General features: G+C 54.2%; 2 rRNA genes. Both read right to left on the reverse strand.

Annotation, left to right across the window (positions count from 1 at the left end):
* Positions 1–115: ribosomal RNA gene (gene rrf / locus DOM45_RS19895) — 5S ribosomal RNA — on the reverse strand.
* 184 nt (positions 116–299) lie between these two features.
* A 23S ribosomal RNA gene (locus DOM45_RS19900) occupies positions 300–3,191 on the reverse strand.
* Positions 3,192–3,350 lie beyond the last annotated feature (159 nt).

The raw sequence follows: 3,350 nt of genomic DNA on the forward strand, positions 1-3,350 counted from the left end.
GCCTGACGATGACCTACTCTCACATGGGGAGACCCCACACTACCATCGGCGCTAAGCGGTTTCACTTCTGAGTTCGGCATGGATCAGGTGGTTCCCACTCGCTATGGTCGTCAGGCAAAACTGACGCTGAAACGATCTTTTCCTCGCATCGCTTCAACTGATTCGGATCATGCTGACGGCTACGTCTCGTTTGGCCGGCTCTTCCTCGGCCCGCGTATCCAGTCATTGTCGTACTAATCGCTCGACTTCGCGTCCCGGCTTTCGCCACAACGCCTCTTTCCAAAACCCCTTGGGGTTATATGGTCAAGCCTCACGGGGCATTAGTACACGTTAGCTCAACGCCTTGCAGCGCTTCCACACCGTGCCTATCAACCAGCTAGTCTTGCTGGACCCTTTAGGAGACTCGAAGTCTCAGGGAGATCTCATCTTGAAGGAGGCTTCCCGCTTAGATGCCTTCAGCGGTTATCCCGTCCGCACATAGCTACCCGGCGATGCCACTGGCGTGACAACCGGAACACCAGAGGTGCGTCCACTCCGGTCCTCTCGTACTAGGAGCAGCACTTCTCAAATCTCCAACGCCCACGGCAGATAGGGACCGAACTGTCTCACGACGTTCTAAACCCAGCTCGCGTACCACTTTAAATGGCGAACAGCCATACCCTTGGGACCGACTTCAGCCCCAGGATGTGATGAGCCGACATCGAGGTGCCAAACACCGCCGTCGATGTGAACTCTTGGGCGGTATCAGCCTGTTATCCCCGGAGTACCTTTTATCCGTTGAGCGATGGCCCTTCCATACAGAACCACCGGATCACTAGAACCTACTTTCGTACCTGCTCGACGTGTCTGTCTCGCAGTTAAGCACCCTTATGCTCTTGCACTCAATGCACGATTTCCAACCGTGCTGAGGGTACCTTCGTGCTCCTCCGTTACGCTTTCGGAGGAGACCGCCCCAGTCAAACTACCCACCACACACTGTCCTCACACCGGATCACGGTGCCAAGTTAGAACGCCAATGATGCCAGGCTGGTATTTCAAGGTTGGCTCCACCCGAACTGGCGTCCGGGTTTCCAAGCCTCCCAGCTATCCTACACAAGCAACATCAGCGTCCAGTGTGAAGCTATAGTAAAGGTTCACGGGGTCTTTCCGTCTAGCCGCGGGTACACAGCATCTTCACTGCGATTTCAATTTCACTGAGTCTCGGGTGGAGACAGCGTGGCCATCATTACGCCATTCGTGCAGGTCGGAACTTACCCGACAAGGAATTTCGCTACCTTAGGACCGTTATAGTTACGGCCGCCGTTTACCGGGGCTTCGATCAAGAGCTTCGCCTTACGGCTAACACCATCAATTAACCTTCCGGCACCGGGCAGGCGTCACACCCTATACGTCCGCTTACGCGTTAGCAGAGTGCTGTGTTTTTAATAAACAGTTGCAGCCACCTGGTATCTTCGACCGGTTCGAGCTCGGGACGCGAGGTCCTTCACCCTAAGCCGGCGCACCTTCTCCCGAAGTTACGGTGCCATTTTGCCTAGTTCCTTCACCCGAGTTCTCTCAAGCGCCTTGGGATTCTCACCCTGACCACCTGTGTCGGTTTGGGGTACGGTCGCATGTGATCTGAAGCTTAGAGGCTTTTCCTGGAAGCGTGGCATCGATGACTTCCGGACCGTAGTCCGTTCGTCTCGTCTCTCGGCCTTGAGGACCCGGATTTGCCTAAGTCCTCAGCCTACTGACTTTCACCAGGACAACCAACGCCTGGCTCACCTAGCCTTCTTCGTCCCCCCATCGCAACCACATCCGGTACGGGAATATTGACCCGTTTCCCATCGACTACGCTTTTCAGCCTCGCCTTAGGGGCCGACTCACTCTGCTCTGATTAACATAGAACAGAAAACCTTGGTCTTCCGGCGGGGGAGTTTTTCACTCCCCTTGTCGTTACTCATGTCAGCATTCGCACTCGTGATATCTCCAGCATGCTTCTCAACACACCTTCACAGACTTACACGACGCTCCTCTACCGCTCATCCAGAGGATGAACCCGTAGCTTCGGCATCTGGTTTGAGCCCCGTTACATCTTCCGCGCAGGCCGACTCGACTAGTGAGCTATTACGCTTTCTTTAAAGGATGGCTGCTTCTAAGCCAACCTCCTAGCTGTCTATGCCTTCCCACATCGTTTCCCACTTAACCAGAATTTGGGGGCCTTAGCTGACGGTCTGGGTTGTTTCCCTTTTCACGACGGACGTTAGCACCCGCCGTGTGTCTCCCACGCTCTACTCACCGGTATTCGGAGTTTGCCTCGGGTTGGTAACCCGGGATGGGCCCCTAGCCGAAACAGTGCTCTACCCCCGGCGGTAATACGTGAGGCGCTACCTAAATAGCTTTCGAGGAGAACCAGCTATCTCCGAGCTTGATTAGCCTTTCACTCCGATCCACAGCTCATCCCAGCATTTTTCAACATACTTGGGTTCGGGCCTCCAATTGATGTTACTCAATCTTCACCCTGGCCATGGATAGATCGCCCGGTTTCGGGTCTATATCCAGCGACTGGTCGCCCAGTTAAGACTCGATTTCTCTACGCCTCCCCTATACGGTTAAGCTCGCCACTGAATATAAGTCGCTGACCCATTATACAAAAGGTACGCGGTCACCGAACAAGTCGGCTCCCACTGCTTGTACGCACACGGTTTCAGGATCTATTTCACTCCCCTCTCCGGGGTTCTTTTCGCCTTTCCCTCACGGTACTGGTTCACTATCGGTCAGCCAGGAGTATTTAGCCTTGGAGGATGGTCCCCCCATGTTCAGTCAGGGTTTCACGTGCCCCGACCTACTCGATTTCACACATTCAGGTTTTCGACTACGGGGCTATCACCCACTATGGCCGGCCTTTCCAGGCGCGTTCGTCTAACCAGTCACATGCTTAAGGGCTACTCCCCGTTCGCTCGCCGCTACTGGGGGAATCTCGGTTGATTTCTTTTCCTCGGGGTACTTAGATGTTTCAGTTCTCCCGGTTCGCTTCCCAACACCTATGGATTCAGTGTGGGATACCCAGCTTGTGCTGGGTGGGTTTCCCCATTCGGACATGTCCGGGTCGCAGGTTGTTTGCCACCTCACCGAACCTTTTCGCAGGCTACAACGTCCTTCATCGCCTCTGGCTGCCAAGGCATCCACCGTGTGCGCTTAATCGCTTGACCATATAACCCGAAGGAGTCTGGTCGCGCGATTAGTCTAACGACAATTGCCGGATACGCTTGAGACGTATCACTTTCGTTCTTCTCTTGCGAGAAGAACTGTCAGCATGATCCAAATTGTTAAAGAGCGTTTAAAGCTGGAAGCTTTAAGCTGGAAGCTGT

Origin of the sequence: Salinicola lusitanus (assembly GCF_003206045.1) — a bacterium.
Classification (GTDB): domain Bacteria; phylum Pseudomonadota; class Gammaproteobacteria; order Pseudomonadales; family Halomonadaceae; genus Salinicola; species Salinicola lusitanus.